The organism is Vibrio sp. ER1A, from assembly GCF_000733315.1.
GTDB lineage: Bacteria > Pseudomonadota > Gammaproteobacteria > Enterobacterales > Vibrionaceae > Vibrio > Vibrio mediterranei.
The window spans coordinates 1019840-1045362 of sequence record NZ_JPJA01000086.1 but is presented as its reverse complement, the minus strand read 5'-3'; the positions used below and the strand labels follow the sequence as shown (position 1 = coordinate 1045362).

Annotated in this window: 24 protein-coding genes; 17 read left to right on the top strand and 7 right to left on the bottom strand. The window is 44.1% G+C overall.

Annotation, left to right across the window (positions count from 1 at the left end; genetic code table 11):
• Nucleotides 1-340: 340 nt before the first annotated feature.
• The 9 genes from HW45_RS11725 to HW45_RS11685 all read left to right on the top strand — a co-directional run bounded on the left by HW45_RS11725 (nucleotide 341) and on the right by HW45_RS11685 (nucleotide 8498).
• Nucleotides 341-697, top strand: coding sequence for an antibiotic biosynthesis monooxygenase family protein (locus tag HW45_RS11725; protein ID WP_038227100.1), 357 nt, complete (start codon nucleotides 341-343; stop codon nucleotides 695-697).
• Between the two features lie 16 nt (nucleotides 698-713).
• Nucleotides 714-1394 (top strand): hypothetical protein, encoded by a 681-nt coding sequence (locus HW45_RS11720; RefSeq protein WP_038227099.1) that lies wholly within the window; start codon nucleotides 714-716, stop codon nucleotides 1392-1394.
• Nucleotides 1395-1459: 65 nt separating this feature from the next.
• Complete coding sequence (locus tag HW45_RS11715) at nucleotides 1460-2263, top strand: winged helix-turn-helix domain-containing protein (RefSeq protein WP_038227098.1); 804 nt, start codon at nucleotides 1460-1462, stop codon at nucleotides 2261-2263.
• A complete protein-coding gene (locus tag HW45_RS11710) occupies nucleotides 2253-2690 on the top strand; it encodes a hypothetical protein (protein WP_038227097.1) in 438 nt (145 codons plus the stop codon). Before HW45_RS11715 ends, HW45_RS11710 begins: the two co-directional genes overlap by 11 nt.
• Before the next feature lie 198 nt (nucleotides 2691-2888).
• Complete coding sequence (locus HW45_RS11705) at nucleotides 2889-4025, top strand: efflux RND transporter periplasmic adaptor subunit (RefSeq protein ID WP_038227096.1); 1137 nt, start codon at nucleotides 2889-2891, stop codon at nucleotides 4023-4025.
• Nucleotides 4018-5289, top strand: a complete 1272-nt coding sequence (locus HW45_RS11700; RefSeq protein WP_038227095.1) for a TolC family protein — start codon at nucleotides 4018-4020, stop codon at nucleotides 5287-5289. The genes HW45_RS11705 and HW45_RS11700 overlap by 8 nt, the downstream gene beginning before the upstream one ends.
• Nucleotides 5286-6500, top strand: a complete 1215-nt coding sequence (locus HW45_RS11695) for an ABC transporter permease (RefSeq protein ID WP_038227094.1) — start codon at nucleotides 5286-5288, stop codon at nucleotides 6498-6500. Before HW45_RS11700 ends, HW45_RS11695 begins: the two co-directional genes overlap by 4 nt.
• A gap of 2 nt (nucleotides 6501-6502) precedes the next feature.
• Nucleotides 6503-7786 (top strand): ABC transporter permease, encoded by a 1284-nt coding sequence (locus HW45_RS11690; RefSeq protein ID WP_038227093.1) that lies wholly within the window; start codon nucleotides 6503-6505, stop codon nucleotides 7784-7786.
• A gap of 19 nt (nucleotides 7787-7805) precedes the next feature.
• Nucleotides 7806-8498: an ABC transporter ATP-binding protein gene (locus tag HW45_RS11685; RefSeq protein WP_031493825.1), complete on the top strand. Its 693-nt coding sequence runs from the start codon at nucleotides 7806-7808 to the stop codon at nucleotides 8496-8498.
• 111 nt (nucleotides 8499-8609) lie between these two features.
• Here the strand turns inward: HW45_RS11685 and bla are convergent, their stop codons facing one another.
• Nucleotides 8610-9461 (bottom strand): class A beta-lactamase, encoded by an 852-nt coding sequence (gene bla / locus HW45_RS11680; protein ID WP_038227092.1) that lies wholly within the window; start codon nucleotides 9459-9461, stop codon nucleotides 8610-8612.
• Between the two features lie 62 nt (nucleotides 9462-9523).
• The gene (locus tag HW45_RS11675; RefSeq protein ID WP_038227091.1) at nucleotides 9524-10423 is read right to left on the bottom strand and encodes a LysR family transcriptional regulator; all 900 of its coding nucleotides are present in this window, start codon (nucleotides 10421-10423) and stop codon (nucleotides 9524-9526) included.
• 110 nt (nucleotides 10424-10533) lie between these two features.
• On the opposite strand from HW45_RS11675, the gene accD reads away from it, so the two are divergent.
• From accD to HW45_RS11650, 4 genes are all read left to right on the top strand, one after another.
• Nucleotides 10534-11403 carry an acetyl-CoA carboxylase, carboxyltransferase subunit beta gene (gene accD / locus HW45_RS11670; RefSeq protein ID WP_038227090.1) on the top strand — a complete coding sequence of 290 codons (870 nt, stop codon included), beginning with the start codon at nucleotides 10534-10536 and terminating at the stop codon, nucleotides 11401-11403.
• Nucleotides 11404-12114: 711 nt separating this feature from the next.
• Nucleotides 12115-12573, top strand: a complete 459-nt coding sequence (locus tag HW45_RS11660) for a hypothetical protein (protein WP_038227088.1) — start codon at nucleotides 12115-12117, stop codon at nucleotides 12571-12573.
• A 316-nt stretch (nucleotides 12574-12889) separates the two neighbouring features.
• Entirely contained in the window at nucleotides 12890-13393 is a 504-nt protein-coding gene (gene tpx, locus HW45_RS11655; RefSeq protein ID WP_038227087.1) for a thiol peroxidase, read from the top strand.
• Between the two features lie 215 nt (nucleotides 13394-13608).
• On the top strand, nucleotides 13609-14436 hold the full coding sequence (locus HW45_RS11650) for a CPBP family intramembrane glutamic endopeptidase (RefSeq protein WP_038227086.1): 828 nt from the start codon (nucleotides 13609-13611) through the stop codon (nucleotides 14434-14436).
• Nucleotides 14437-14499: 63 nt separating this feature from the next.
• Here the strand turns inward: HW45_RS11650 and HW45_RS11645 are convergent, their stop codons facing one another.
• The 4 genes from HW45_RS11645 to HW45_RS11630 form a co-directional block, all read right to left on the bottom strand.
• Nucleotides 14500-14838 (bottom strand): HopJ type III effector protein, encoded by a 339-nt coding sequence (locus HW45_RS11645; protein WP_038227085.1) that lies wholly within the window; start codon nucleotides 14836-14838, stop codon nucleotides 14500-14502.
• Between the two features lie 223 nt (nucleotides 14839-15061).
• Nucleotides 15062-17926, bottom strand: a complete 2865-nt coding sequence (gcvP, locus tag HW45_RS11640; protein ID WP_038227084.1) for an aminomethyl-transferring glycine dehydrogenase — start codon at nucleotides 17924-17926, stop codon at nucleotides 15062-15064.
• 228 nt (nucleotides 17927-18154) lie between these two features.
• Nucleotides 18155-18535, bottom strand: a complete 381-nt coding sequence (gene gcvH / locus HW45_RS11635; RefSeq protein ID WP_006069462.1) for a glycine cleavage system protein GcvH — start codon at nucleotides 18533-18535, stop codon at nucleotides 18155-18157.
• Nucleotides 18536-18569: 34 nt separating this feature from the next.
• Nucleotides 18570-19877 carry a serine hydroxymethyltransferase gene (locus HW45_RS11630; protein ID WP_006069463.1) on the bottom strand — a complete coding sequence of 436 codons (1308 nt, stop codon included), beginning with the start codon at nucleotides 19875-19877 and terminating at the stop codon, nucleotides 18570-18572.
• 394 nt (nucleotides 19878-20271) lie between these two features.
• Between HW45_RS11630 and HW45_RS11625 the strand changes: the two genes are divergently transcribed.
• From HW45_RS11625 to HW45_RS11610, 4 genes are all read left to right on the top strand, one after another.
• Nucleotides 20272-20892, top strand: a complete 621-nt coding sequence (locus tag HW45_RS11625) for a helix-turn-helix domain-containing protein (protein ID WP_006069464.1) — start codon at nucleotides 20272-20274, stop codon at nucleotides 20890-20892.
• A 391-nt stretch (nucleotides 20893-21283) separates the two neighbouring features.
• Entirely contained in the window at nucleotides 21284-22417 is a 1134-nt protein-coding gene (gene gcvT, locus HW45_RS11620; RefSeq protein WP_038227083.1) for a glycine cleavage system aminomethyltransferase GcvT, read from the top strand.
• A gap of 243 nt (nucleotides 22418-22660) precedes the next feature.
• A complete protein-coding gene (locus HW45_RS11615) occupies nucleotides 22661-23737 on the top strand; it encodes a S1 family peptidase (RefSeq protein ID WP_081875808.1) in 1077 nt (358 codons plus the stop codon).
• Nucleotides 23738-23863: 126 nt separating this feature from the next.
• Complete coding sequence (locus tag HW45_RS11610; protein WP_038227082.1) at nucleotides 23864-24916, top strand: S1 family peptidase; 1053 nt, start codon at nucleotides 23864-23866, stop codon at nucleotides 24914-24916.
• Nucleotide 24917: 1 nt separating this feature from the next.
• On the opposite strand, the gene HW45_RS11605 is transcribed toward HW45_RS11610, so the two are convergent.
• Nucleotides 24918-25499 carry a mechanosensitive ion channel family protein gene (locus HW45_RS11605; RefSeq protein ID WP_081875807.1) on the bottom strand — a complete coding sequence of 194 codons (582 nt, stop codon included), beginning with the start codon at nucleotides 25497-25499 and terminating at the stop codon, nucleotides 24918-24920.
• Between the last annotated feature and the right edge of the window lie 24 nt (nucleotides 25500-25523).

Here is a 25523-nt window from a genome sequence, read left to right as displayed (position 1 = left end):
CTGGCATATATCAATAAAAAGTAAGTGGTTATTTTCTCTACCTGCAAGGTTGTGTTCGTAGTTCAGCTGCAAGAACTAGGCTGTTATAGCTATTTCTAGCTGAGTCAGATAGCCCTAGTTTTATTTTGGGAAAGATAAGGTTTGAAGTGCATAGTGTGCATGTAACAACTAGGACTTATCGCAGAATTTTCTCATATTTATGCTTTGTAAATAAACGTAGTCATTTTATTTAACATTGCTGTATGTTCGAGCGATTAATTAATATTAAATAGCTCATTTGAGTCTTGTTGATGGCTTTTACTCTGTATAGCGTGTGCGACTCTAATCAAAGGAGATCCACATGAAGAGTTTTATTAATAAAGCAATTACGCTAAGTTTGCTGACAGTCAGTCCCTTTTTATTCGCACAACCTGTTGTACTGATTAACACTTTTGCTGTTGATGCCGCTAGCGAAGCAGATGCGTTAGAGTATTGGGAGAGTGCTAGAGACATCCTTGTACAACAACCAGGCTATATCAATACAACACTACACAAAGCGTTGAGTAAAGACGCAACCTACATGTATGTGAATGTTGCAAATTGGGAAAGTAAGCAACATTTCATAGCTGCCATATCAGCAATGAGAAAACAGCTACCGGAAAATCACCTTGATGGTGTTGTCGCTGACCCCAATCTTTACGAAGTTATTCGAAACTAACAGAGAGTCTGCCTAAATGAATCATCTAACACGAATCTTTTTAGCTATTTTTAGCTTTTTATTTTCAATAAATAGTTATGCGGCAGCATACGGAGTCTCGATAGCTTGGAAAACACAAGACGCACAAGCCGTATTTGACGTCATGCCTAATCAAAAGAAAGCCTTTGCAAATCTTATTGATGCTGGATTAATACACGATATGTTTGTTTCGAAGAGTTTTATCGGTGACAAGGCTTTTCCTATAATTAAGTTTGTTATGGAAGCCGATAGTGAAGAGGAAGTAAGGAGAGTTATTGGAAATCTTCCTTTTCAATATAAAGAACTAGCTGAAATAACAGAAATTAGAGATATTGGTAGTAAGTGGCTAGACACTGATGTTGCGTTTACAAATTATGCGATTGAGCTAACCTGGAAAGAACCGGAAGATCAAATTTTTGCTGACAAAGTAATCAGTGCTGATTTGCAAAAAGTAGTTGATTGGAGTTCTAAAGGTGTAATTACGTCCGCTTATTTAAAGAACCAAGCGATTGCTAAACCAACCGCTAATCAAAAAGCGATGATTAGACCAATTTATTCTATTGCGGTTTTAGCAAAAGATGAGCAGCATGCTCTTGATATTGCCAATGAACTTAATGCCGTCAAATTAGGTTTTGCAAATGTGAATGTTATTAAACTTGGATTTAAATTGTCGTTATAGCTTTGCGGTAATGTAAATCTACGTGTTATTCTAAGGTGAGTTTATTAACAAAGTTTACTCACCTTATGAATTATCATAAAAGACATGATTTGGTTATTGATCTTGATAATCGAACGCTGACAAAAACATCTAGCGATAAGGTTATTACGCTATCGCCATCAGAGTGCCTGATTTTAAAGCACTTGATGAATAACGGGTCGCAAACGTTAGGACGTGATTACCTGCTAACTCATTGTTGGCCGGGGAGGGTAGTAACAAACAGCTCCCTTAATGTCGCAATTAAAAACATTCGTAACGCCCTACTAGAAGTGGAATCCTGCTGTAAGGTCATTACTGTTCAAAAAGAAGGATATTGCTTAGTTGTCCCAGAACGAAGCGATGTTCAAGTCGTAGGTTTCGATGGAAGTCGATCAACAGTAAATGCAGATCAACCCAAACTAGACGCCGTGAATCCTCCTATCGAAGCATCTGATCCCTCACCCTCGAGATATCATTCACTGGCCAAGCTGTCGCAGTTTAGCTATCAGTTTGCGCCACTTGGAGCAGGGATTGCTGTAAGTATATTGGTGATAGTACTGTTTTTTCGTATCGGATTCTTTATGGAGAGAACCGCGATAAACGGTATTGATGTATACCATGACAATGCTGCTCTTGATTCACAGCTGATGGCAGATTTATCTTCACTTGCTAAGCCTGGAGTTGAGGCTATCTATATGCACCGTATCGGCATAGAGTGTTTCGATATACAAGTCGTGTTGCTGGACTCGAATGGTTGGCAAGAGATTAGCGGTTCGTATTTTCAACCAACTTTGTGTTCAGAGGAACAAAAACCGTTAGAAGCAACGGAGGCAACACCAGATGAAGTATAAGTTTTGGCTGCCGATCATGGCGACGGTGTTTACCATTTTGGCGTTTGGGATCATTTCTGGTGTGTTGACTAAAGGAGCCCATCGATTTGAAGTTAGCTATGAAGACATAGGTTCAGAGGTTCTAACTCTGGACCTAAAAAATGGTCGCTCCAAAATGCGCTATGTTGGCTACGATGCTGATGGGCAGATTGTACAAACTAAGCAGTTGTTTGGTGTATTTTTGCGATGGGGTAATCATTATTATTTTTATCAAATAGAACAAGATCAAGCCCATGGACAGCAGACTTTCAATGTTAAGAATCTATTTATTCAACAGCGAGGGAACAATAAGACTATCTTGATCTCTGATCAGCGTGGTGTCTATGTCACAAAGAGTGGAGAGATCCTAGCGCTGAAAGGCATTTTCTACGGTAGAACTCTACGTTGACCGTAGTATGACTCTTTTACTAGTTTAACTACCAACATAGCCGCAGATTGAGTGATTGAAATCACAAGAGTTACGCTATAACCGATGACATAAACCATACCAAGCATGACAAATTTCATGCACTAAAGTCGCTATCATCCTAGAACTTTATATTCACGGGCTGGTCACAAGGTCGTGTAACAATAATTGGTGTGAATGATGGCGAAAACTTGGTTGGTCTCGGCGGCGTGTGTGGCGCTGCTCGGCGGCGGTGCGTATTTCTATCTACAATCTTCGGATCAGCCGTTAGCTTTTCCTACACTGGCGGTGGAAAAGGGAACTATTGAGAAACAGGCGGTGGCCGTTGGTAATATCGTGCCTGCTCACTCGGTGTCCATCAAATCTCAGATTGATGGAATTGTAGGTGAAATTTATGTCAGCGTCGGTGAAAAAGTCAAACAAGGTCAACCACTCATCAAGGTTCGCCCTAATCCAACACCTCAAGCGTTAACCGATGCTTCAACCGATTTGATGCGCAGTGAAGCAGAGCTTGAATCAGCCAAGCAGAAGCTTGCCAACTTAAAGAGCTTAGTTGAGCAGGACATTATTCCTAAGAACTACGATGAGTACGTAAGCGCTCGTTCGACAGTGAAATCCGCTCAAGCCAATGTGTTGCAGAAGCGTCAGAACCTTGAGCTTATCCGCAGCGGTGAAGCCTCCATCGGTAATGCTCGTCTGACATCAACCATCTACGCGCCTATTGACGGCACGGTGCTTAATCGCAAAGTAGAGGTTGGTGAGCCAATTATTTCTACTCAATCTAGCCAAGAGGCAACCGCCATGATGTCGCTGGCGGATATGAATAGCTTAATTTTCAAAGGCAGTGTCAGTGAACATGACGCCGCTCAACTGTCTCCAGGGATGCCTGTTGTGTTGACCGTTGCGCCGTATCCCGATGTGGAGATTACCGGAGTGCTGACTAAGGTCGCTATTCAATCTGAAAATCTAAATTCTCCCGCCAGTAACTCAACCGCAAAGAGCTTCGACAACGGATTTGGCGTGGAAGTGGGTCAGTTATCGATTCCTCAAGATGTGGTTCTGCGTTCAGGTTTCTCCTCGACAGCTAAAATTACCCTGAAGAAGTCAGAAAATGTCTTAACCCTGCCTGAGCGAGCACTGCAATTTAACGGCGACACACCCAATGTACTGATCCCCGATGCGTCTGAGCAGGGTTTTCACACACAACAAGTGAAACTTGGTCTATCGGATGGCATCAATGTCGAGGTGCTCGATGGAGTTGAGTTGAACGAAGAGATTATCGATAACAGCATGATGGCAGGAGTCACACATGGCTAAGTTATCTTTGTCGAAACTAGGGTGTGCGGTATTAATTACCACCTTGAGCTTACCAAGTTATGCGATTTCTATAGAGCGAGCTTGGCAACAGGCAAAACAAAATGACCCGAATTATGAAAAAGCTAAAATCGGCGTGCAACTGGGTGAAGTGGGAGTTGATGCAAGGCGCAGTTCTCTACTACCCGACTTAAGTGCCAATGCCTCTGCTAATTGGAGTGAGTCGACAGACAATTCGAATAGCTACGGGGCAACACTGTCTCAAACCATTTGGGATAGCAGTTTATGGTCAGATTTAGACCTGGCGAATGCGAACTACATTAAAGCACAACTAGAGCTTTCTCGCTCACACAACGAGTTGGCGCAAAGACTGTTGTCTTCATATTTGGACGTAGCAAGTGCGCAGGGAGATCTTCAACTGGCCAAGTCTAAGCTAGAAGAAGGCAATAAACTGCTGAAGATTATCGAGAAGCGCTACCGTGCAGGTAAAGTAAAATCTGTGGATGTTGAAGAGATTCGGGCAACTCAGGTTTCTGAACAAGCGGGTATTTTAAGCGCGCAAGCTGACTTAGAAGTAAAAAGAGCAACGCTTGCCGAACTTATCAATCAAACGCCGCAAAGTGTTGATCAAATTCGTACCGATTCACTTGTAGAGCCACCTATGTTGGTGAACTCACAACAACAATGGCTAAAGCTTGCGAAAGACAGCAGTCCAGAGCTGCTGGTGGCGGCGCAGAATGTTAAAGCGAGCGAATTTGCGAGAGATTCTGCCAAAGGTGGTTATTACCCAACACTAAAGGGAGATGTGGGATACAACGGCGGGGACCAACGCAAAGATGGTGAGTTCAGTGCTGGTATTACCCTAAGTGTCCCCATTGACCTCAATGGCTCGACGCGTGCCAAAGTAGATGAAGCATCACTTAATATTCTCAGCGCCAAGCAGGACTTTCGCAAAGTAGAGATCGACATCCATAAACGATTGGTGCAGCAATTTACTCAAGTGGAAATCAATTGGAATCAAGTGCTGATGGCAGACAAACTGGTGCTATCTCGAGAGAAAGTCCTGCGCAGTAAAGAGAAACTATACGATGCTGGATTGCTGGAAGTGTCAGAAGTAATCAACGCCCACAACAGTCTGTTTGAAGCAAAAAACAGCCTAAAAACCAATCTGTACAATTATTGGCGCCAGCGCATAGGCTTATTGCAAACGGCAGGAAAGCTGGATGATGACACGATCGCATTGATATCTAGAGCACTTAACTCATGACCAATCTGATGCAGCAAACATGGCAAACTCTGCTGGCGCACCGCATGAAAAGTGCACTCGCAATTATTGCCATTGCTTGGGGTGTCATCTCCGTGGTGGTATTGATTGCACTTGGAGAGGGCTTTTATCGTCACCAAACTCAACAGCTATCTTTCTTGATGAATAATGTACAGGTTGCATTTCCTTCTAGTACCAGCAAGGCTTGGCAAGGCTTACCTTCTAGACGTCAGATCACTATTTCCCAAGAGCAAGTTGAAAGAATAAAAAACACCGGCTTCGTCGATGCTGTATCGAGTGTTTACGCCAAATGGGATGCCAGTGTTACCAATGAAAAAGGGCAAAACCTATCGAGCAGTGTAAACGGTATCGACTCGAGCTATTTCTCCCTTATGCAAAGTAAGTTCGAACCCACTTCGCGCCATATCTCGCCTAGTGATATTGCTAATCACACTCGTGTAGCCGTGTTAGGCGACCAAATTGCCAAGATGGGAGGCCTCTCCATTGGCCATACCGTCAAAGTGAACGGCATTCCTTTTCTAGTGATTGGCGTGCTCAAAGATGAAGATTCCGCCAGCTTTTTCAGTGATAGTCGCACTGTGTACATTCCTCAAACTACTTATCGTGATTTATGGAACGTTATACCATGGATGCTGTTGATGAAGCCTATTGAGGGCATGGACGCACATTCGTTCAGAAAAAGCGTCGCCGACTTTTATTCGAAGCTGCTTCATTTTGATCCCACAGATAGAGAGGCCATTGATATGCCAGACTTTAGCGAGGGCGCCTCAATGATTAAGGGGATCTTCAGAGGTATCCAGATTTTCTTGGGCGCGAGTGGCGCTATGACCATGGCAGTTGGTGCGCTTGGTGTTGCTAATATTATGTTCCTGTCTGTTACCGAAAGAACCAGAGAAATTGGTGTACGCCTAGCAGTCGGAGCAACGCAAAAATCGATTCTGAATCAGTTTATCCTTGAAGGGCTCATTCTTGTTGCCGTTGGAACGGCGCTAGGGTTGGCGTTCGCCTTTGCCACCATAATGTTACTTAACTCTATCGCTCTTCCCGAGTGGTTAGGCACACCAATGATAACCGGAGGCTCCATTGCTTGGTCGCTACTGGTGACTCTGATTTTAGCGTTGATGGCCTCTTATTTTCCCGCGAGGCGAGGTTCACGCCTTACTCCGGTTATTGCGTTAAGTGCGAGGGCGTAGCGATGTTGTTACCAATAAGACAAATCTTTCAGGAAATGTCAGCAGAAAAGTTACGTCTGGGTTTAACCATATTGGCGGTGGCTTGGGCAACGCTATGTATTGCTGCCATGCTTGCTGTCGGTGAAGGTATTCGTCAAGGAGTACTGAAAACGGCGCAAAATGGCAATGGCAACTTGATCTACTTAACTGGTGGCATCGCCAGTATCGACCATGGCGCTTTCCACCAAGGTAAGTTTCTTAAGCTAAAAAAAGAGGATGTCCAAGTTATCAAGGCGTTACCTGAAGTAGCCAGTGTCGCTCCTACTGCTCAATGGAATGAAAACATCACGGTTGGCGATAGAGGTTCATGGCAACAGCCGATAGCGGTTCCGACCGATTTTGCGTCGATGACTAACCTAACCCCGTTGCCGGGAGGACGATGGTTGAACCCGCTTGACCAAAAGCAGATGCGCAAAGTGGTTGTGCTTGGCTATTCATTGGCTGCGGATCTGTTTAATCCAACTGACGACTATAACTGGTTTGCGACGGTGACTTTACAAGCGGATCCTGTTGGAAAAAAGGTGAAAATTGGCAGTGAGGAATTTACGGTTGTTGGGGTTTTGGCGAAGAATAGCGGACGAGTTGAGCAAGGGGATGGCATTAACTATTCGAGCTTTGTACCGCTGGCTACTTGGCAACGGTTTCACACCAATGGAGACATTGGCGGTATAAACGTCGAACCTAAAGCCAATGTGGACCGCAAAAGGTTGGCGCAAATCATTCGCCAAGTCATCGCTCGTAAACACGGAGCAAGCGTCCATGACGAGCAAGTAGTTCAAGTGGAAGACATGTTCCTACGACAAAAAAGTATGCAGCAGTTTCTTATTGGCTTACAAAGCTTCCTAGGCATTATTGGTTTTGTCACTCTTGCGGTGGCGGGTGTTGGGATTGCCAATGTCATGTATGCGACGGTAAAGCGTTCAACTCGCGACATTGGCGTTCGTATGGCGGTGGGGGCAACGCCTACGGCTATCCGTGTTCATTATTTAGTTCAATCTCTTATGACCATGATGATGGGTGGCGCGTTAGGGTTAGGTGTCACTTACGCTCTGATCTCTGCGATTAGCACCATCAGCCTTGAGGGCAATGCGTTCTATGAACAACTCGGAAAGCCTGTTCCTGAATTATCTTGGATTGTGGTCGCGATTGTTATCGTTACCTTAATGATTATCGGTGTCGCATCAGCTTGGTTACCCGCCAACAGAGCGGCAAAAGTCAGCCCGTTGGAGGCATTACAAAGTGAGTAACAATAACGCGAAACAAAGCTTGGCAAATATGCCTCTTGTTGAGCTGACTAACATTTGCAAATACTACGCTAGTGGTGAAATGGAAGTACGGGCATTAGATGGCGTTGACTTAACCATTAACCAAGGTGAATTCCTGTCGATTCTTGGTCCTTCAGGTTCTGGAAAATCAACCCTAATGAACATGCTTGGTTGCTTAGATAAACCTAGCGATGGGGACTATTTATTAGCAGGCCAGAATGTCGCGAGTTTAACCGCTAATGCTCTAGCTGCAATTCGAAACCAGAAGATTGGCTTTGTGTTCCAGAGCTTCAATTTACTTGAATACGCTACCGCACTCGACAATGTAGCGTTACCTCTGGTGTACGGCGGAATTAAAGCCAAAGAGCGTCGCCAGCGTGCGGCAAGACTGCTAGAGCAGGTAGGCTTAGGGGACCGCCTTGACCATAAACCAAACCAACTATCTGGCGGTCAAAAGCAGCGAGTTGCCATTGCTAGAGCCTTGGTAAATGACCCTCAAATTATCCTAGCTGATGAACCCACAGGCGCATTGGACTCGAAGTCAGGCGCTGAGATTGAAGCATTGTTTAATCAACTTCATGAGGAAGGCAGAACACTCATTATTGTTACTCACGACAATGCATTAGCAGAGCGTACTAAACGTATTATTACTATTAAAGATGGTAAGGTGATTTCAGATAGAGCGCCGACTTAGAGCTTCTGCGTAAGATTCCTTCAATGAGTTAACATGCCGACCACTATCTTAGTGGAGGAATATAATTAGCGGCGGCATGCATTCTACTAAGTTAGCGCTGTGCTTAGTTCGTTATTTGATAGCATACGTCTCGAAAATCAACCCACCAATTTCGTTGATGATTTGGTTACGTTCAGACATCGATAGGTCGGTTTGTGTTAGATAAATGCTGATGATCATTGGCTTGTGATTGTCAGCCCAAATAGCACCAGTAAAACCACGTGAACCATTAGCGCCTGCACCAGAGCGGTCTGCAATAGACCATCCTTTCGGTAGAATTGATCTTAGCAATGAATCTGAAACCGTGTTCCCTTGCATCCAAGCTATTAACTGATTTTTCGAACCTTGATTCAGTGCACCTTCAAATAGAAGACGATGCAGTGTGGTATTCATCGCATTTGGTGTTGTTGTATCCCGTTTATCGCCTGAAAGTGCCTGATTTAACTCTGGTTCAATGCGGTCTAATCGAGTCACGTCATCTTGGTTCAAACGCAGAAACTCAGTGAGTCCTTGAGGTCCCCCTATGGAATGTAGAACGATATTGGCTGCGGTGTTGTCGCTCGTTTCCATTGTCGCTTCACAAGCTTTGCTGACGGTAATAGAACTGCCCACCATTTTTTCTGTGACCGGTGACCAAGGAATAAGCTTGTCAGACGTTATGGGAGCCAGAGCGTTCTTGTCTAGCTCTCCTGAGTCAACGTCATGCAACATCTTGGCACATGCCAGAGTTTTAAACGTGCTCATCATAGGAAACCGCTCATTGCCTCGATAGTGCCATTGCTGTTGATTGCTGGAATCCAAAACGGAGACACCTATGCGTCCTGAGATTCGTTGTTCAATTGATGCTATAGACTCATCGAGCGTTGAGGCAGATGAAAAGAAAGATATAAGTATGAGGCTCAAGAGCAAAACAGGTTTTTTCATGGTTTCAGTTCTTACAGGAAAGTGAGTTACGGTGCGAAGTATTACTAGGGAACCGGTATTATTCAACCGTCAAAATGCGCGCAGTGCTTAATATGTTCAATGAACAACGGTATCTTGTTAGCTACATGCTTTCTTGACGCGTAAAATGCGTATAGCACCAAGTCATCAGGTTGATGCTCCATTTCTATCACTTTTAAAGCACCAGAACTCAGTTCACTTTGGCATATGTCTCTAGGGAGAATTGCCAGCCCTATACCAGAGAGCGCGCCTGTTTTAGCAAGATGTCCGCTATTGACCTTAAAAGAAGACTTAACTTTTTGGGTAATTCGTTCACCGCTGTCCGTTTTGAAAACCCACGGTTCGCCGTTGATGGCGGTCAGACTGCTAATGCAAGGAATGTGTTGTAAGTCAGTGGTCCTAAAGGGTTTTGGATAACGATCAAGAAGTTCCGGAGCACTGACTACAATACTAGGCCAGCGTTTAATTTCCCTCGCTACCAAATTAGTATCGTCAAGATTCCCTCGATGGAATTTTAAAATCACATCGAACCCGTCGAATAAATCTTCCTTGGGGCTGACGCTGGTATCACAACTAAGCGAAATTGAGGGGTGTTTTCTGCAGAAACTCACCACGGCATTAGCCAAGACAGGAGAATCGGGCATCAGTATTCTCAACTGCCCAATGGCCTCTCGAGAATGATACGTAACCTCTTCAAGTGCATCATTAAGCTTATTTAGCAGAGGCTGTGTGAGTAGATATAGCTGCTCCCCAGCACTTGTCGGCGCAATTTTTCTAGTCGTTCTATCGAAGAGTCGGGTATCAAGTCGCTCTTCAAGCAAGCTGATATGGCGACTGAGATTGGAGGTTGGCAATTGGAGAAACTCCGCGGCACGTTTAAAGCTCATGTTTTCGTACACACAATGAAAGCTCTTTAGCCATTGTTGATCAATTCTCTCAAGCATGACTTATTGTCCCAAAATACTGGATTAAGTAACTCAATATAGACACTTTATTGCTAAATATGAGTTTATACAATGATGAAATCAGTTAAATCACGAAGGTATAAACGCGCATGAATTGGCTTGAAAAGCTATTACATAGAAAAAAATTGGTTAGTAATCGCAAAGCAAACATACCAGAAGGTTTGTGGAGAAAGTGCCCTCAATGCGGCCACATTCTTTACAACAAAGCGTTGCAACTGAGTTTGGAGGTATGCCCCAAATGTAGTCACCATATGCGAATAACAGCGCGTCGGCGTCTCGCTAGTTTCTTAGATACCGAGGAACAGGTTGAAATTGCAAGTCACTATCAGCCAGAGGATATCTTGGGTTTTAAAGATAAAAAGCATTACACCGACCGCATAGCTTCAGCACAAAAAGAAACTGGGGAGAAAGATGCCCTCGTCGCAATGAAGGGAGAGCTTATGGGGTTACCTGTTATCGCCTGCGCGTTCGAGTTTTCGTTTATGGCTGGTTCTATGGGGTCGGTAGTAGGTGCTCGGTTTGTTCATGCTGTTAACGTCGCGAGAGATAGCAATTGTGGCCTAGTGTGTTTTTCAGCTTGTGGTGGTGCACGGATGCAAGAATCTTTAATGGCATTGATGCAAATGGCCAAAACCAGTGCCGCTTTGAATCAACTATCAATGGCTGGATTACCTTATATTTCCGTCCTCACTGACCAAACATATGGCGGTGTGTCTGCTAGCATCGCTATGCTGGGTGACATTAATATTGGTGAACCCCAAGCAAGAATTGGCTTCGCTGGACGCAGAGTCATTGAGCAAACCGTACGTGAAGAATTGCCAGAAGGCTTTCAGCAAAGTGAGTTTCTTTTGGAGCATGGGGCGTTAGATATGATTGTGGATAGGCGCGATATGAGAAATCGAATCGCTGAGCTTTTATCTAAGATGACCAATAGTCAGTTGGTGGAAGAGAGTGATTAGACATTTACACTGATTTACTCTCCCTGACGTAGGGTTACATTGGAAGGAGTAGAGTTAAAGCTCAACAGGAGCGTTATTATGAACAAACTCTATTCAATGGTGCTCACCCTCACCCTGGCTATCATTTTTATTTGGCTTCAGGCAAGTTAGATTTTGACGATAGTAAAAAGCAAGTATGGATTGCTGGGGGGATTGGTTGCGCGGCGTTTAAAGCCCGATTGGAGGAACTCGCCCAGCAACCAAATAGGGGTGGAGTTGTTTTCTATTATTGTACCGAGAGCCCATCGCCTTCACTGATCCTAGAGATGGAAAGTGCAGCCAGAAAAGCAAACGTTGAGTTTCATGTGATCGATAATCGGCTAAACTCTTTTTTGTCTATTGAGCAGATACGTCAAAAACATCCTGATATTGCGCAACGAAGTATCTGGTTTTGTGGTCCTGTTGGATTTAGGAAGGCGTTGCTTGGTCAACTAAAAGCAATCAGATTCGACACGAAGAATTTTCATTCAGAGTGGTTCAACTTTCGCTGATCTTGTTTAGTCTGGATTCTCTCACAAGGTTCAAAGGTGCTGTTTGGTGTGTTCAACCAAAAATAAACTAATGGTTGCTAATTGAACTGGTATAAAAAGATTGCAATATTGAACGACAAAATCCATTAAAAATCAGCCAATAAGCGTTAGGTCGCTTGAATCAGTGAATGGGAGAAGACATATGGAAGTTAAAGAATGGGATACTCCATTCAGTGAAGGAACGATATATATCGTCGATTTATCATGGAATGGAAGGCATTTTTCAGTGACGTATCCAGATGGTAGTGGTTACGAGCTTAAAGGAAGTGAGCGGCATAAAGATTACGCATTGATAGTAAGTGTCTTCCATGAAGAAACTGAATCTCTATACGATGTCATGTTTGAAACGGTAAGTGGGTTTCGCCTATTAGATGAAGGCGGTTTACTCGAACTTTGGGCGGTAGGGGAGAAATTCCCAAATTGTGCTCTTATTAAAGGGCATCAATGGAGCAAAGAAAGTCCAATAACGTTCATTTCAGGCTATGAAGATGAATGGTCTCATTTAATGGCAACCTCAGATGAGTGTGTAGAAATTGTTTCTCATAAGCATCCAGACATCAAACTCGTAGGGAAATCTAGTAAACGAATAGCAACCAGTTAACAAATAGGCCGAAGGGAAACGTAGCTCCTCTGAGAATGGTAAAGAAGCTTGATAAAAGAGAATACATAAGTTGCGAATGTTAGGTATTCCAAAACGAGTTCTGTCCATTTTTGTATCAGCAACTTCAGTACAGGCTTACATGAAATATGTAAGGTGAGAACTAGTATGTTGGTTAATAAATGCAGCTTTGTTCATATCAAGAGCATTATGTCTGTATAGAAATGTCAGGTCTGATCTGAAAAATTGATCTTGAACAAGTTATACGAATGCGATTTTATATTTAGGTACTCATATAACAGAAAGTAAAGGTATAAAAATGGCACAAGTAACTTTCCAAGGTAACCCTGTAACTATTGCAGGCTCTATTCCTGTAGCTGGTGAGTCTGCACCTGAGTTTTCTCTTGCTGCGTCTGATTTATCGGACCTTACGTTATCAGGCCTTACAGGTAAGAACCTGATTCTTAATATCTTCCCAAGCATTGACACGCCTGTGTGTGCGACTAGTGTAAAGCGTTTCAATGAAGAAGCAGCGCAGCTAGAAGATACGCAAGTGATCTGTATTTCAGCTGATTTACCTTTTGCCGCTGGTCGATTCTGTGAAATTGAAGGGGTTGAGAATGTTCAGCACGCATCGACCTTCCGTAGCGCAGATTTTGCAGAAACCTATGGAGTGGCAATTCCAGAAGGTGCTCTACGAGGTTTGACGGCTCGTGCAATCGTATGTGTGAATAAAGAAGGCGTAGTGGTTCACAGTGAGTTAGTTTCAGAGGTAACCAACGAACCAAATTACGATGCTGCAATTGCTGCGGTAAAGCAATAAAACTAAAACAAGCAGTGCGAGCAGAGAAGCGTATTTGTAGTTTATTGCTACTTCATCTCTAGCTGTACGGCATATGTTAATTAAAGCGCCTTGGTTTGTGGGGCGCTTTACTGTTTAGGCAATCTAAACATTACTAATGTAGTGGTGCTGTCGAACCTAACTGCGCATTGTCTTAAAGAATCACTTCGGTATTGCAATTTTTCTAAAGGCTTTCGATGATTTTAGATACCTCCATGTGGATTTGGCTACCACTCTCTTTGGCCATTATCTTTGCTTTTGTTGATAAAACTAGACTTAGTATCGTTCTTGTTATTATCAGCTTGATTGGCGGCTTGATAGAGAACAGGCTTAACATCATCGGCTTGACTACACTGCTTGTTGGCCTTGCCATCGCTTATAAAACCCCGAGTTTGGAACGAAAATGGCAATTAGGAAGTTACCTATTTATTCTGCTCTGGTGCGTGGTTCTTTTCTTACATTTAATACCAGGCTTTGGTAATGCGAAAGTGCTTGATTCTGTTATCGCAGGCCCCCAAAGCATCCCGTTTACTATGTACTTAAATCTTGATAAGCCGTTCATCTTTTTCGGTTTGTTGTTGGCTTACCCTGCAATTTTAGGAAGTAAGGCTACGTTTAATTACAAAGCTATTTTATTTAGCGCAATCCCATTATTTGCTTTGTTACCCTTTGCATGGCAACTCGGTGCGTTGCAGCCAGAGTTTACAATGCCTTATTGGTGGTGGCTATTTTCGTTAAATAACTTACTGCTTACCTGTACAGCAGAAGAAGCCTTCTTCCGTGGTTTTGTACAGCAATCACTAAGTAAACGATTTGGTTGGATTGTGGGCGTAGCTGCGGCGAGTTTGTTATTTGGTATAGCGCACTTTAATGGTGGTTTACTACTGGTTTCTTTTGCAACATTAGCTGGTGTGGGCTATGGCTTGATTTATCATTACAGTTCACGACTTTGGGTTACAGTGTTATTCCACTTCTTATTTAATTTGGCTCATCTATTATTCTTTACTTATCCAATTATGAAATAAAAGTGGCGGAAATTGTTGGTCTGCAGTATCAATATTGCAGACCAAATCCATCATCGCTAAACCTTACTTCGCTGTTAACGCCGCACCTTCAAAGCGAATACCAGCCCAGCCATGCTGGATAAAATTACGAATGTTGGCATGGTCACTGCCATCTGGATTCTTTAACACGTCATCACGATAGAACTGGCCGAAGCAAGCGAGTGTTGATGGTTTGTCTAATCCTTGTATCTGAGCAAAAGCAAAAATCTTACAAGAGCCATTGTTTTGTCCTGCCTGATTTTCGGTTTCTCTGTTTACAAAGCTGACTGGGCTAAAGTCAAAATGTTCGTCGATAACCTGCATTGTTTGCTCGAAAGTGACTTCATTAGGCTTAGTCGCCAGTAGCTTTAGAAATTTATCCATTTTACTTTATCCTTGATACTTGATTAGAGTCGCTACTATAACACCCAGTCAACAGAATGTGATGATATCGATATAGGAAAGTACTAGTTTACGGGGAGTTACGGTTCGTTCTTCGCAATTTGTATGCATGATGGCAGAGTTCTTAAAACAGCCCATTAGTCCTTAAAATAAAAAAGCGAACCGATTAAGGTTCGCTTTTGAGTATCATTTGTGGCATAGAAAACTAGTCTTCGTAGTTATCAATGCTTGGACAAGAGCAAATTAGGTTACGGTCGCCGTACACGTTGTCTACGCGGTTAACCGTTGGCCAGTATTTCCAGGTCTTAGTCGCGCTTGACGGGAAGCAGCCTAGTTCGCGAGAGTATGGACGATCCCATTCTTCTTTCGATAGGTCTACTTGTGTGTGAGGCGCGTTAACAAGAGGGTTGTTATCTAGTGGCCAAACACCTTCTTTAACTTGTGTCATCTCGTTGCGGATAGCAATCATTGCGTCACAGAAACGGTCTAGCTCTTCAAGGTCCTCGGACTCTGTTGGCTCTACCATTAGCGTGCCAGCAACCGGGAACGACATCGTTGGTGCGTGGAAACCGTAGTCCATTAGACGCTTAGCGATGTCTTCTTCACTGATGCCTGTCTCTTCTTTAAGTGGACGAATGTCGATAATACATTCGTGCGCTACGCGGCCGTTAGTGCCACGGTAAAGAACAGGGTAGTGAGGAAGTAGACGTTCCATTACATAGTTCGCGTTTAGAATCGCGACTTTAGTTGCGTCAGTTAGACCCGCTTCACCCATCATTGCAATGTATGCCCAAGAGATTGGTAGGATAGAAGCACTGCCTAGATCTGCCGCAGATACCGCGTAATCGCTACCTTCAACACCATTTTCGATGTGGCCTGGAAGGAAAGGTGCTAGGTGTGATTTTACACCGATAGGACCCATGCCTGGACCGCCACCACCGTGTGGGATACAGAAGGTTTTATGAAGGTTCAGGTGAGAAACATCAGAGCCGATGAAACCAGGGTTAGTCAGACCAACCTGCGCGTTCATGTTCGCACCATCTAGATAAACCTGACCGCCAGCTTCGTGAACCATTTCGCACACTTCTTTCACATGCTCTTCGTACACACCGTGTGTAGAAGGGTAGGTGATCATGATGCTTGATAGGTTTTCGCGATGTTTTTCAATCTTCGCAACTAGGTCGTCAGTGTCGATGTTACCGTTGTCGTCACACTTCACTACCACCACTTTCATTGACACCATAGACGCTGTCGCTGGGTTAGTACCGTGTGCGGAGCTTGGAATCAAACAAACGTTACGGTGACCTTCGCCACGGCTTTCATGATAGCGTTGAATCGCAATCAGACCAGCGTACTCACCAGATGCACCTGAGTTAGGTTGCAGTGAGAACTCATCGTAGCCTGTGATTTCACATAGCTTCTTCTTAAGGTCAGTAGCTAGGGCTGTGTAGCCCGCCGCTTGGTCCATTGGTGCGAATGGGTGAATAGAACCAAACTCTGGCCAAGTTACAGGAATCATTTCAGCTGCCGCGTTTAGCTTCATGGTACAGCTGCCTAATGGAATCATACCGTGCGTCAGTGAGAAGTCTTTGTTCTCAAGCTGTTTTAGGTAGCGCATCATCTGTGTTTCGCTGTGGTGCGTGTTGAACACAGAGTGAGTTAGGTAGCGAGAAGTACGACGACAGTTCTCTGGAATAGCGGCAAACTCATTACCAGCGATTTCAGCAGATAGAGTTTCTACTTTCTCTTTAACTTCGAAGACGGCAAATAGGACGTTGATATCTTCAATCGTTGTTGTTTCATCGAAGCTGATACCGATTTGACCATCTAGTTGACGTAGGTTGATGTCAGATGCCACGGCTTTTTGAAGCAGCTTATCTGTGTTCTCACCGGTGTTGACTGTGATGGTGTCGAAGAAGCTGTTGTGAGCCAGTTCATAACCAGATTTAGTCAGACCTGCTGCTAGGATAGCTGTCATGTGGTGTGTACGGCGAGCGATAGTTTTAAGGCCTTCTTCACCGTGGTAAACCGCGTAAAACGCAGCCATGTTGGCAAGCAGTGCCTGAGCAGTACAGATGTTCGATGTCGCTTTCTCGCGGCGGATGTGTTGCTCACGAGTTTGCATTGCCATACGAAGTGCTTGGTTACCGTTAGTATCGATAGAAACACCGATAACACGACCAGGCATAGTACGCTTATGCTTATCTTTTGTTGCCATGAACGCTGCGTGTGGACCGCCGTAGCCCATTGGTACACCAAAGCGTTGTGCAGAACCGATAACTACGTCTGCACCCATTTCACCCGCAGGTTTAAGTAGGGCAGAAGCAAGAAGATCGGTGGCTACCGTTACTAGCGTCTTGTTTGCTTGTGCTTTAGCAATGATGTCAGTTAGGTCGCGTACTTCACCTGTTGTGCCAGGGTACTGTACTAATGCACCAAACACATCTTGTTCAGGTAGTGACTCAAGTGAACCAACTTGAACTTCGAATCCGATGAACTCTGCACGAGTTTTCACAACTTCTAACGTTTGTGGGTGTACATCGTCAGCGACAAAGAAGACTTTGCTCTTGCTCTTACCAGCACGCTTACATAGGGTCATCGCTTCTGCCGCTGCAGTTGCTTCATCAAGTAGCGACGCGTTAGCGATTTCCATACCAGTTAGGTCCATGACCATTTGTTGGTAGTTTAGAAGTGACTCAAGGCGGCCTTGAGAGATCTCAGGCTGATAAGGTGTATAGGCTGTGTACCAGCCTGGGTTTTCCAGAACATTTCGCAGAATCACGTTTGGCGTGAAGGTGTTGTAGTAACCCTGACCGATGAATGTGCGTTTAACTTGGTTCAAATCCGCGAATTTTTTCATTTCAACCAGCATGTCCGCTTCGCTCATTGGAGCGTCTAGCGTCATTGGCGTTTCAAGGCGGATTTGCGCTGGGACAGTCTCTTCAATTAACGTATCTAGGTTGAGTACGTTAATCGCGTCCAGCATCTTTTGTTGGTCAGATTTGTTTGGCCCATTGTGGCGTGCAACAAATTCATTTTGCGTGCTTAGGCTTTGAAGTAATTCAGTCATGATTCCTTTACCTTCTCAAAGATCCTCTGCGAGATCTTTAAAATCGTTGCTCGAATTTTTAACGTCATCCCTACTTTTTACGTCATTCCTGCGCAGGCAGGAATCTACTAAAAGTATTTGCCCAACTAAAATAAGATCCCCGCCTACGCAGGGGTGACGACGCTTTTTACTGATGCGTCGATTGACGTTAGGCGACATTAAAACAGACGAGCAACGCCTGTATGTTGCTTACTCGTCTTCGATAGAAGCTTGGTACTCTTCTGCGCTCTTAAGGTTTTCCAGCTCAGAGGCGTCAGACATTTTCACCTTAACAATCCAGCCGCCTTCGTACGACTCTTCGTTGATAAGCTCTGGGCTGTCTTCAAGCTCTTCGTTGATTTCAACGATTTCACCTGAAACTGGCGCGTAAATGTCAGAAGCTGCTTTCACTGACTCTACTAGAGAGAAGCTTTCGCCCGCTTCGATTTCGTCTTCTACTTCTGGTAGGTCAACGAATACTACGTCACCTAACATCTCTTGAGCGTGCTCTGAAATACCGATAGTCACAGTACCGTCACCGTTGTCACGTACCCATTCGTGGCTGTCAGAAAACTTCAAAGTGTTATCCATTGCTTTATCTCCAAAATTAAGGATGTTTTATTCTTTAAGTGTAAAGTGGGAAGCGAGCACACAGTGCCTTCACTTCTTTACGAACACGTTGTTCGACTTCTGGGTTACCTTCAGGGTTTTCTACCAGACCGTCAAGAACATCGCCAATCCACTCACCGATGAGTTTGAATTCTTCAGTACCGAAACCGCGAGTGGTTCCAGCTGGCGTCCCTAAGCGAATACCAGAAGTAATCATAGGTTTTTCTGTATCAAACGGGATGCCATTTTTGTTACATGTGATCCCCGCACGCTCCAATGCTTCTTCTGTTTTGTTGCCTTTCAGACCCTTAGGTCGTAAGTCAACAAGCATAAGGTGCGTATCTGTACCGCCAGTCACAATGTCACAACCGCGAGTTTGCAATACTTCGGCTAGAACTTTTGCGTTAGCGATCACTGAATCGATATAAGTTGAGAACTGAGGGCCTAAAGCTTCGCCAAATGCCACGGCTTTTGCTGCGATGACGTGCATTAGTGGACCACCTTGAAGACCCGGGAATACTGCAGAGTTAATCTTCTTAATGATGTCTTCGTGGTTAGTCAGGATCATGCCGCCGCGAGGGCCGCGTAGTGTTTTGTGTGTTGTCGTAGTGACAACATGCGCATGCGGTAATGGGCTAGGGTGAGCACCTGTTGCGATAAGACCAGCGATGTGTGCCATATCTACCATCAGGATTGCCCCCACTTCGTCAGCAATTTCACGGAACTTGGCGAAATCAATAACACGTGGAATGGCACTACCACCTGCGATAATCATTTTTGGTTTGTGTTCAACGGCTAAGGCACGAACGTCGTCGTAGTTAATTTCTAATGTATCTTTATCAACGCCGTATTGAACAGCATTAAACCATTTACCAGACAGTGCTGGACGTGCGCCGTGAGTTAAGTGACCACCTGCATCAAGCGACATACCCATAATGGTGTCACCCGGCTGTAAAAGGGCTAACTTAACTGCGCCGTTTGCTTGTGCGCCAGAGTGAGGTTGAACGTTTGCGTATTCACACTTAAAAAGGGTTTTTGCACGTTCAATAGCAATAGCTTCGACTGTATCTACGTGTTCACAGCCACCGTAGTAGCGACGGTTTGGGTAACCTTCTGCGTATTTGTTGGTCAGGCATGTGCCTTGTGCTTGCATTACCGCTTTAGAAACGATGTTCTCAGAAGCGATAAGCTCGATTTGTTCATTTTGACGGACAAACTCGGCTTGTATTCCGGTGAATACTGCGTCGTCTGTAGCAGACAGGTTGGTTGAGAAGAAGCTTTCTAGGCTGTGATTTTGGTAGCTTTTCAAGTACTGAGCATTCATGGCGGTGAACCTTCCATTGTTCAATCAGTGCCTTTTATTACCTATTGTTGGTACTGACTGAGGCTTGTCTTAGTACTGCTTGGACGAAACAAAAGTCCAATGTTGCAGCGCGAGAATGTCCCAAAAAGTAGGACTAAATCATTCAAAAAAACGGCACAGGTTGGAGTTAACAACGCAACGGACCTGTACTCGCTAATGCATCTCTTCATCTAACAAGCCGATAACATACCTCGCTCGGCACCAACAATCAATCAAAAATTTCCTATAGGAAACACAGTTTCCAAAACTGTTACGGAGAGCACGCTTTATTTTTGTACATGGTCTTTAATAAAGACACAGCTTCATGCAACAATGAAAATGAGTCACAGGAAGTTACTGGTAGAAGAGGGAAAGCATGTCAGAAGACATCTATGATGAATACCCATCGCTGACTTTAGCGAAGGAAGGTGATGAGAACATTGAGCCTCTAAAACTAGGCGAAAGAATTAAAGATATTCGCGCTAAACTAGGACTGACGTTAGAAGAAGCGAGTCAAAGAACTGGCCTTGCACGTTCAACGTTAAGTAAGATTGAAAACGAACAGATATCGCCAACGTTTCAAGCCATGCAAAAACTTGCATTGGGCTTGCATATAGATATGCCGCAACTATTTGAACCGCCTAAGAAAAAGGTGGCAACCGGTCGTCGAGATTTTACTCGTCGAGGTGAAGGTAAACCTCACCCAACACCTACCTATGAGCATGAGTTACTTGCCACTCAGCTATCAAACAAAAAGATGATGCCTTTTAAGAGTACTGTTAGGGCTAGAACCTTCGAAGAATATGGTGACTGGGTACGACATGATGGTGAGGAATTTTTGCTGATTCTCTCAGGGGAAGTGAAGTTCTTTTCTGAGTTTTATGAGCCGATGATAATGTCGGCGGGAGATAGTGTGTATTACGACGCAAATATGGGTCATATGCTGATATCCGTCAGTGAAGAAGATGCCCATATTTTGTGGGTGACGGCGAAATAATCGTCAAACTAGATAGTTTCCTATAATAAAGGCAAACGTTTGCTTTTGTGTTTAAAAGTTGTGAACGAGCGTGGTTTTGATGAAAATGTCGTCGAAACCACGCTTTTTTTATGCCTGTTACTCTGTGAATGGAATGTTAAATGTCACATTTTTGAGTGTTCATATCTTGTTAAAGGTGAAAAATGGGCGCATTCTTGTTTATTATAGGAAACAAGGTTTCCAAATGACGAAAATCTAACTTCGTATAGGCGTCAACTATAAGAAGTAAGGTGCGATAACTCATGCTCCGCCATTCCTACTGCAAAGCAGATAAATTAGGGATAGCGGAATTTAGACATCCCCGATTTAGGAGCAGGGCTAATTAATGCAGCCCGACCCAATGGAGAATACAATGGCTCAAGAACAAGCAACCCAAGATTTGTTGAAAACACCACTGCATGCATTACACGTGGAAGTGGGGGCGAAGATGGTTCCTTTTGCTGGCTATGATATGCCAGTTCAGTATCCACTTGGTGTGAAGAAAGAGCACTTGCATTGTCGCGATGCGGCTGGTCTGTTTGATGTGTCTCACATGGGACAAGTGCGTTTATACGGAGAAAACGCAGCGAAGATTTTAGAGTCATTGGTGCCAGTTGATATTATCGATTTACCGGAAGGTAAGCAGCGTTATGCTTTCTTCACTAATGAAGAAGGTGGCATCATGGACGACTTGATGGTTGCGAATCTAGGCGACCACTTGTTTGTAGTCGTAAATGCTGCATGTAAAGAACAAGACATCACTCACTTGGAAGCGCACCTTACTGATGGCGTAGAAATGGAAGTGATTGAAGATCGTGCTCTGCTTGCGCTTCAAGGGGCAAAAGCCGCTGAAGTGTTGGCTCGTGTACAACCTGAAGTAGCAGATATGCTATTCATGGACGTGAGAAAACTCGACATCAATGGCGTTGAGTGCATTGTTAGTCGTTCAGGTTACACTGGAGAAGATGGTTATGAAATTTCAGTACCATCTGCAAATGCAGAAGCACTGGCGAAATCTCTAACAGACTTTGAAGAAGTAGAGTGGATTGGTCTTGGCGCCCGTGACTCACTTCGTCTGGAATGCGGTCTGTGTCTATATGGTCATGATCTGGATACTACGACGACACCAGTTGAAGCGAGCCTGCTATGGGGCATTCAAAAGGTTCGCCGTGCTGACGGTGAGCGTGCTGGTGGCTTCCCGGGTGCAGACATTATCCTTAAGCAAATCGAAACTAAAGACGTGGCACGCAAACGTGTTGGTCTTGTTGGTCAAACCAAAGCACCTGTTCGTGAAGGTGCGAAGTTGTTTGATGCTAATGATAACGAAATCGGTATCGTGACAAGTGGTACTGCTGGTCCTACAGCAGGCAAACCTGTATCAATGGCTTATGTAGCGACTGAATTTGCGGCAATCGGTAGCGAAGTATTTGCTGATGTTCGTGGCAAGAAGCTGGCTATGACAGTAGAGAAAATGCCATTCGTTCCTCAGCGCTACTATCGTGGCTAAGCACAGTTCTGCAACAAAGAACTAGATTATATGAAGCATCGCATTAGCGGTGCTTTTTCGTTTTAGGACATTATTTCTATTAATGATAGAAAAGGCCATAAATTGAAAAAACCGTATGGTGTTAAATAATTAGTGAGATGACTCCACACAAAAGTCGTACCTTATTTGCATGTTTTTTTCGGGAGTGATATCAAAAAAGAATGAATCTCAGTTCGTCGATAGTATACAAGGAGTAACTGTCTAGTGATTCTATTATTACCATTTAAACGGTCAGTTTATACAACGCTCGCTTCTACCACGTTAGCGTTTTCTTTTGCACCATCAACCAATGCGCAAGTCGAAGCTGCTCCTTATATTGTCAACGGCAGTACGGCGAATGTCGCCGACTATCCGTCGTTTGTCAGTTTGTATTTGGACGGTCAAGAGTATGGGGTGGGCTATTCTTCCTCTCCTTATTGCGGGGGAACACTTCTTAATTCTGAATATGTTTTGACGGCGGCGCATTGTGTTTATGGCAATCGCGATTCGCAGTTACTTACAATGGCTGCACCTAACTTGCAGTATGAGTCAGATTACGTTAACTCGGAAAAAAGGCGAGTGGTCGAGATATTTTATCCATCCGACTATGTCGATGATATTAATAAATTAGTACCTAACGACATCGCGATCCTTAAACTGGAATCTGCATTAGGGTTGGGTACGGCAATAAACCGTCCAAGTAATGAAAGCTATCTCAATCCTGCGAACGTGTTTACTGCTGTTGGTCATGGTAATACACGTTATGGTCATGATGCGTTTGATGTACTGCAGAAAGTGAATCTAACGTATGTGGACAATACTATTTGTGCAGGCGCTTTCTCGGATGGTAGTTACCTGACGTCGAAGCAAATCTGCTTCACCGGTGATTACAGCAGGGCGACGGACTTGTTGGCAGGCACTTGTCAGGGCGACTCTGGCGGACCTATTTATTGGGATAACAATGGTCAACAAGTTCAGATTGGTATTACAAGCTTTGGGCCTGTACCTTGTGGCGACAAAAATCGTTCAGTAACCGCGGTGTTTACCGAAATAGTGGATTATTCTGATTGGATTAGTCGTGTCCTTAATGGGCAAGAGGCGGCTAAGCATGTGTCTAACGATACTGCGAGACGTAATTATCTGATCAGTAAAGGTTATAACATTGGTTCATCTGGCAATAGTGGTTCTTCTTCATCAAGTTCCTCTTCGGGTTCCGGAGGTGGTGGAGCGGTGCATTTTTCTTTTGTTGCGTTACTGGTTGGTTTGAGCTGGATGAGACGACGAACGACAATTCGAGTCTGAGTCTTACTTTCTATACTACCTGGTTAACAACAATTTCTCGAACTCCCTTAATTGAGCCCTATACTTATTTATGAACGACTGCTCCTAAAGCGTCGTCGATAAGGTGGGTTGTAAAGGGAGTTTTTTATGAAATCATGGGTTGCCAACCATCCAGGTTCTGTACTTGCCCTTCTCAGTTCACTGAGTGTTGTGGCATTGCCATCCAATTCGGCTGAAATTGATATCGTACCCATGATTGTTGGTGGTGAAGACGCTTCAATCAACGACTTTGATTCTTTTGTTAGTTTATACATTGATTCTACGGATTACGATGGTCGCTACTCAAGTGGAGCCTATTGTGGGGGAACGTTCTTAACGTCGGAATATGTGATGACGGCGGCTCATTGTATTGAAGGTGATATGGGGGCGTTACTTTTCACATCCGCTGTTGCCATGTTGGAAAGTGAACGAGATTTCTTGAATGCGGACCGGCGCCGTGTCACCGAAGTATATATTCATCCTGATTTTAACAACAACATTACCTTACTACTGCCTAATGATATCGCTATTTTGAAACTGGAATCACCAGCGTCTTCAGGGAGTAATGTTAATCGTGTTACGACGCAAAGCTATCGAAACGTCAATGAGAGCTTTGTTGCTGTAGGGCATGGCAACACACGCTCCGGTGTAGATGGCACACCGATTTTGCAAAAGGCGAATTTGTTTTGGGTAAGTAATGCGGATTGTGCTTCAAACTTTCAGAATGGCAATAATTTAACAGATAAGCAGGTTTGTTTCAGTGGCGATGTTAGTCAATCAACTGGGCTGAAAGCGGGGACGTGTCAGGGAGATTCCGGTGGTCCTATTTACTGGAACAATAATGGTAGTTACCAGCAGGTTGGTATTACGAGTTTTGGTCCAGCGACGTGTGGTGACCCTCAATCTTTGGTAACGGCTGCATATACAGAAATAGCGGATTATGCGACGTGGATTGATAGTGTGTTAGCCGGATCGGAAACGCCGTTTATTGTTTCCGATGAACAAGCGCGATTGGACTATCTATCAGTTAATGGTCAGGTCATCTACACTGGTGGCACGACTTCCTCCAACACATCCTCGGGTGGCGGTGGTGGGGCACTGACCTGGTTCACATCGCTGGCGTTACTTGTTATCGCGGGATACAGACGTCGCCTTGGCTAAGTTATGAGTCCTTTCTGATTTGTGTGTAAAGTCGAGTCGTTGTACTCGGCTTTTTCTTAGGTGCAAGTTTAATCACACTTTTTTGTAGCATTAGGCTGTTTGGATAGGTAATCAAGTTACCATTGTCGTGTTTAATTAAGACATGGAACATTCGTATGTCTTGAATAATGCCAGAAATATCCTCGTCTTTATCAACCACTTTAATTCGGTCACCAACACGATAAGGAAAGACAAAAAAGATCAAGAAACTCGCGGTTATGTTACTCAACATTGACCACTGTGCGACGAGAGCGACACCTAATACCGCAAAAACTGAGGAGAAGAACAGTGATAAGTCGCCGTATCCGACACCCACAGTAATAGAGAATATTGCAATAAATATGAAGGCAAAAGCGATATTGAAAGTTCTCAGGATAAAACTGCTTCTAGCGGCAGATACTTTCTTGGTTTCTGCTAACCGTTTAATCCAACCATTTACCAGCTTAGTAAACAGGTAATAACCAAGAAATAGCACGATCGCAAGTAAGATTTGGACCGAGAGGGTATGCGGAATTGAGTTCGCTAGACGTAGTAAATGTACCATGGTATTCAGAGCTCGTTAACAAGT